Here is a 5460-nt window from a genome sequence, read left to right on the forward strand (position 1 = left end):
CCGACTCCAGGGCGGCCGGCTCACCGCCGCCCTGCGCGGTCTGCCCGGCGGCCGGGGCGGAGGCGGCGGCCAGCTCCATCCGCTGCTGCCGCCCGCGCCCGAACAGCCGGTGCTGCCGCCGCAGCGCCGCGATCCGGGCCCGCTCCAGCTGGCGCTTCTCCCGCTCCCGGGACTTGGCCTCTTCCTTCTTGCGCTTCTCCTCGCGGACCTCGTCCACCGCCTCGTCCAGGGTGCGGACGTTCTCCAGCAGCATCAGCGACCAGGCGTTGTAGGTCTCGCGCGGGGCGCGCAGCCAGCGCACGAACCGGATCTGCGGCAGCGGGCGCGGCACCAGGCCCTGTTCCCGCAGGGCGGCGCGCCGGGTCTGCTTCAGCGCCCGGTCGAAGAGGACGGCCGCGGCCAGCGACATGCCGGCGAAGAACTGCGGGGCACCGGCGTGCCCGGCGCCGCGCGGCGCGTGCACCCAGTTGAACCAGGCGGCGGCACCGGCGAAGACCCACACCAGCGTCCGCGATGCCAGCGAGGCATCGCCCTGGCTGGCCTCGCGCACCGCCATCACGGCACAGAACATCGCGGCGCCGTCCAGGCCGAAGGGGACGAGGAACTCCCAGCCGCCGGACAGGCCGAGGTTCTCGCGGCCGAAGCCCACCAGGCCCCGGAAGGACAGGGCGGCAGCCACCCCCGCGCAGCAGAAGAGGAGGGCGTAGGCGGCGGTGGCGTAGACCCGTTCCTTGCGGCGGCGCCGCTCCTCCATCCGCTCCCAGGAATCCTCGCCCTCGTCGTCGGGCTTCGCCTTGCGGCCGCGGGCCAGCAAGGCCACGGCCACCAGCGCACCGCCCAGCAGCACGGCGGCCGCCAGCACCCAGTTGAACTCTATGTCCGTCAGCGTCATCTCGGGATGTCCCCTGTCCGGCCAGCGCCGTAACTGCCCGTAACTGTCGTGGTCTTCGGCCGTCGTTGTGGATCTGCGGAGCATCTTCGCCGAACGGCTGGTGTCATCCTGAAGATTCGGGCGAATGTCCCGCGAACGAGTGGTGTGCACGGGATAGTAGAAGACTTTGTCCTGAAACTCCTAACGGATGCGGTTAAGTTGTTCGATCCGTTGGGTGTCGCAGGTGCGCGGACACGTCGAACACGTCTCCTCCGGGCGAAGAGTGTAGAAGAGGCAGCAGGTCACCCGGTCACGGGTGACGCCGTGTGAGGTGCCGTCCGGGGCGGTGAGCTCCCGGAAGCCGGCCCGTCCCGTATACGGCGCGGTGACGCCGGGCAGCAGCCGCTCGGCCGCCGCCACCGCCTCCCGCTCCCGGCCCAGCAGCCGGCCGAAGTACCACAGGCTGCCCGCCAGTTCGTCGGTGGCCAGGCCCCACAGCGCGCGCCGGCCGCGGCGCAGCCGCGGGCGGAACGCCTCCAGCAGCGGGGACAGATATCCGGCCGCCGCGGCGCGGACGGCGTCCCGCAGGGCGGCCTCGCCGGAGACGGGCAGTGCGCCGGGCAGGGCCGCGGCCGGATCGTCGGGCAGGCAGTGGAAGCGAAGGCCCGGCCGGACCGTCACCCGGCCGCGGCCGGGGTGGAAGGAGACGTCGGCGGCGGCGATCCGGGGTACCCGGCGCAGCAGGAACCAGGGGAGGGTGAAGAGGGAGGCGGCGGGCCAGGCACAGCGGTGCAGGGCCAGGCCGGCCGCCACGTCGGGGCGTCCGGGGGCGCCGTAGGCGCGGCGGGTGCGCTCCCGCTCCTCCGCCAGGAACCGCTCCAGGACCGCGCGGTCACCGGCCAGCCGGTCCGTCCGCAGCCATCCGCCGCCGTGGCGCGGGGCCTCCTCGGTGATCCGAAGGCCCGGCACCAGGGCGCCGGCCGTGTCGTACGCGGCGGCCAGCGGGGAGTCCGCGGGGTCCGCCGCGGTCGCGCCGGAGGCGGAGGAGAGGGCGGGGGCAGGCGTGGTCATGGAGCCACCGATCCTTGATCGTTAGCAGGTAAGCCTTACCTTATCCCGGCTCTCCGTGCGTCTCTCGGGGGGTTTGATCTCGCGGCGGCAGGCCCTATGGTGCTCTGGGGCGGTGATGAGAGGGGCAGGAGGGGACAGGAACGGACGGATGGAACACACCCCTATGGACGCGGCCATACGGTTCCCGGTACGGACACCTCCGGCCACCGCGGCCCCCCGGCTGACCCCGCTGGCCACGGCGCCCGCCGCCGACACCTCCGCCGCCCGTCCGCGCACCGCCACCGCCCCGGACCCGGCCGCCGGGCCCGCCGCCCGGCCGCTCCCGGCCCGGCACTCGGTGCGGGCCCAGATCCTTCAGGCCCTGCGCGGGGCACTCGCCTCGGGCGAGCTGAAACCCGGCGAGGTGTACTCGGCCCCGGTGCTCGCCGAGCGGTACGGGGTCTCCGCGACCCCGGTGCGCGAGGCCATGCAGCAGCTGGCCAGCGAGGGCGCGGTCGAGGCGGTGCCCAACCGGGGCTTCCGGGTGGCCGGCATCAGCGCCCGCGACCTGGCCGAACTCGCCGAGGTGCGCGCCGCGCTGGAGGTCCCGGCGGTCGGGCGGCTGGTCGGGGCGGTGTCCGAGGAGGGCATCGCCGAACTGCGGCTGCTGGCCCAGGGCGCGGCCGAGGCCGCCGGGCACGGCTGCCGCGTCCGGTACGCCGAGGCCGATCTGCTCTTCCACCGGGCGCTGCTGGAGCTGAGCGGAAACCGGCAGCTGGTCACCGTCGCCACCGACCTGTTCCGCCGCGCGCAGCGACCGGTGCCGGGCCGAAGACCGCCGGGCACCGCCGAACTGCTGGCCGACGCGCTGGAGCACGTCGCCCTCATCGACGCCCTCGCCGCGGGCGACGCCGACACCGCCGCCCGCCTCACCCGCGAGCACATCCGCTGAGCAGCGGAACCGCCCCCGGCCCGGCCGGCCGCCGCCGGCTCAGGCCGCGGTGAGCTCGGGAGCGAGCCACTGCGGCACGTTTCCCAGGGCGCGGAACAGGCGCCCGGCCTCCTCGCGCAGCCGCTGCGCCTCCGGCTCGGGCTGCACCTGCGCCAGCGCGGTCAGCGCCGGGGCCAGCCCGACCAGGAACCCCGTCTGTTCGCGCAGCCGCAGCGACTCGGCGAAACTGTGCCGGGCCTCGGCCGGCTCACCGTTTTGCAGCGCCAGCCCGCCCAGATGCCGCCAGGTGCAGGAGGCCAGCAGCAGATCGCCGCCGCCCAGCGCCGCCACATGGGCCCGGCGGTAGGCCGCCTCCGCGGCCTGCGGGCTGCCCCCCACATGCTCGGCCATCAGGCCGCGCCGGAAGTCCAGCCGTGCCCGCCACGGGCTCGCCGGACCGAGCAGCGCCGCGGCCCGCCCCAGCGCGGCCCGCGCCTCGTCGGCGCGGTCCCGCACCTTCAGCCGGGTGGCGGCGTAGGCCAGATAGCCCCGTCCGCAGGCGGCGGCGCCCCGTTCCTCGTCGTCCAGCGGCAGCGACTCGGCGGCGCGCAGCGCCTCCTCCGCCCGCTCCCATCCCTCCGAGGTGAACAGACAGCGCTCCACGAGCACCTCGGTGCGCAGCAGCGCCGCCGCGTGCTCCCGCGCCGCGGCCGGCGCGAGCAGGTCCGCCGCCTCCTCCCAGCACCCCCGCGCACGCAGCCGCCACACGGAGTCTGCCAGCGGATCGTGCCCGTCCGATCCGTCCGGACGGACGGTGCGCGGTATGGCGGTCTCCGCCACGGTGCCCTCCTCAGGCGCCTCGTCGAGCCATGGGAATCAAGGTCACGTTCTGCCGATGCATCTCAGCACGAAGAACACGGCCCGGCCAAGAGCCCTGCGTGAATGTATTCACAAGGGCGCGTGCCCGGTCGCGGTGGCCGGCGCTCAGCCGGACGGCCCACCGGGCGTGCCCGGCGGTGGCGGCACGGTGACGATGCGGTGGGGAGGCCCGACGGCCGCGTCACCCCACGCACGGCGAAAGGCGGCGCAGATGTTCACCCAGATCGGGGAGAGGCACAGCACCGAGTTCGGAGGGCGCCGCGGGGTGCTGGACGACATCGCCGGGGCGGTGACCCCGCGGGCCGCGCTGCTGATCCTCGGAGTGCTCGCGCTCCAACTGGGCTTCATCCTCTCCTACGTGGGCGCGTTCCACCGCCCCGAGCCCCGGGACATCCCGATCGCCGTCGTCGCCCCGGACGAGGCCGGACAGCGGACGGCGGACCGGCTGGCCGCGCTGCCGGGCGACCCGCTGGACCCCGGCCACCGGGCCGACGGTGAGCAGGAGGCACGCGCCGCGATCGAGAACCGGGAGGTCTACGGCGCGCTGGTGGTGGACCCGGCCGGGACCACGGACACCCTGCTCGTCGCCTCCGCCGCGGGAGCCCCGCTCGCCGAGGCCCTCCGGGAGGCGGTCGCCGCTGCCGAACGGGAGGCCGGCCGTGAGCTGCGGGTGACCGACGTGGTCCCGGCGGACCGCGGCGACAACCGCGGGCTGTCGCCGTTCTATGTGGTGGTGGGGTGGTGCGTGGGCGGCTATCTGTGCGCGGCGGCCCTGGCGGTCAGTGCCGGGGCGCGGCCGGCCGGCCCGCTGCGGGCGGGGCTGCGGCTGCTGGTGCTGGCGGTGTACGCGCTGGCCGGAGGGGTGGGCGGCGCGGTGATCGCCGGGCCGGTGCTGGGTGCGGTGCCGGGAGGTGTGCTCGAACTGTCCCTGCTGGGCGCGCTGGTGGTGTTCGCCACCGGGGCGGCGACCCTGGCGCTCCAGGGACTGTTCGGGGTGGTGGGGCTGGGACTGGCCGTCCTGCTGGTGGTGGTGCTCGGCAACCCCGGCGCGGGCGGCGCCTCTCCGGGGCCGCTGCTGCCGCCGTTCTGGCGGGACATCGGCCCGGCGCTGATCCCGGGGGCGGGCACCTGGTCGGTGCGCTCCCTCGCCTACTTCGACGGCCGCGCCATGGGCGGTGCGCTGCTGGTGCTCGCCCTGTGGGCCGCGGCCGGCACGCTGCTCACGCTGGTCGCCGCGTTCTTCCGCGGCCGCGCCGCCGACCGCGACCCGCTGGCCGCCGCGTTCCGCCGCTGAGGGCCCGCCGGCGCGGCGGCTTCAGGACAGGCGCAGGGCGAGGAAGAAGTCGACGCGGTCCTCCAGGCGGGTCAGGTCGCGGGCGGTGAGTTCCTCGATGCGTCCGATGCGGTAGCGCAGGGTGTTCACATGGACGTGCAGCCGCTCGGCGCAGCGGGTCCAGGAACCGTCGCAGGCCAGGAACGCCTCCAGGGTGCGCACCAGTTCGGCCCGGTGCCGCCGGTCGTAGGCGCGCAGCGGGTCCAGCAGCCGGGCGGTGAACATCCGGCGCACCTCGTCCGGGACGGACGGCAGCAGCAGCACGTGCGAGGCCAGTTCCTCGTCGCCCGCGCCGGCCACCCGCCCGCCGCGCGCCGCCGCCACCCGCCGCGCGTGCCGGGACTCCTCCAGCGCGCCCCGCAGCCCTTCCGCCGGGCCGACCGCCGCCGACACGCC

Annotated in this window: 6 protein-coding genes; 2 read left to right on the forward strand and 4 right to left on the reverse strand. The window is 75.8% G+C overall.

Annotated features, from left to right (window positions below; genetic code table 11):
• On the reverse strand, nucleotides 1–892 hold an 892-nt coding region (locus GQS09_RS26640), incomplete at its 3' end, for a DUF2637 domain-containing protein (RefSeq protein WP_165990097.1).
• 180 nt (nucleotides 893–1072) lie between these two features.
• Nucleotides 1073–1942 (reverse strand): (2Fe-2S)-binding protein, encoded by an 870-nt coding sequence (locus GQS09_RS26645; protein ID WP_165990098.1) that lies wholly within the window; start codon nucleotides 1940–1942, stop codon nucleotides 1073–1075.
• 148 nt (nucleotides 1943–2090) lie between these two features.
• Here GQS09_RS26645 and GQS09_RS26650 point away from each other — a divergent pair, with 148 nt between their 5' ends.
• Nucleotides 2091–2873, forward strand: coding sequence for a GntR family transcriptional regulator (locus GQS09_RS26650; RefSeq protein WP_165990099.1), 783 nt, complete (start codon nucleotides 2091–2093; stop codon nucleotides 2871–2873).
• A gap of 39 nt (nucleotides 2874–2912) precedes the next feature.
• Here the strand turns inward: GQS09_RS26650 and GQS09_RS26655 are convergent, their stop codons facing one another.
• Nucleotides 2913–3692: a hypothetical protein gene (locus GQS09_RS26655; protein ID WP_165990100.1), complete on the reverse strand. Its 780-nt coding sequence runs from the start codon at nucleotides 3690–3692 to the stop codon at nucleotides 2913–2915.
• 250 nt (nucleotides 3693–3942) lie between these two features.
• Between GQS09_RS26655 and GQS09_RS26660 the strand changes: the two genes are divergently transcribed.
• Complete coding sequence (locus GQS09_RS26660) at nucleotides 3943–5025, forward strand: DUF3533 domain-containing protein (RefSeq protein ID WP_207958320.1); 1083 nt, start codon at nucleotides 3943–3945, stop codon at nucleotides 5023–5025.
• 21 nt (nucleotides 5026–5046) lie between these two features.
• Here the strand turns inward: GQS09_RS26660 and GQS09_RS26665 are convergent.
• Nucleotides 5047–5460: CdaR family transcriptional regulator (locus GQS09_RS26665; RefSeq protein ID WP_165990101.1), on the reverse strand; the 414-nt coding region annotated here is incomplete at its 5' end.

This window comes from Streptomyces sp. YIM 98790, assembly GCF_011421595.1.
Lineage (GTDB): Bacteria > Actinomycetota > Actinomycetes > Streptomycetales > Streptomycetaceae > Streptomyces.

Bases quoted from the DNA above. Each gene is read 5' to 3' on its own strand.
- GQS09_RS26645 (WP_165990098.1), bottom strand. From the start codon at position 1,942: ATGACCACGCCTGCCCCCGCCCTCTCCTCCGCCTCCGGCGCGACCGCG.
- GQS09_RS26650 (WP_165990099.1), top strand. From the start codon at position 2,091: ATGGAACACACCCCTATGGACGCGGCCATACGGTTCCCGGTACGGACA.
- GQS09_RS26660 (WP_207958320.1), top strand. From the start codon at position 3,943: ATGTTCACCCAGATCGGGGAGAGGCACAGCACCGAGTTCGGAGGGCGC.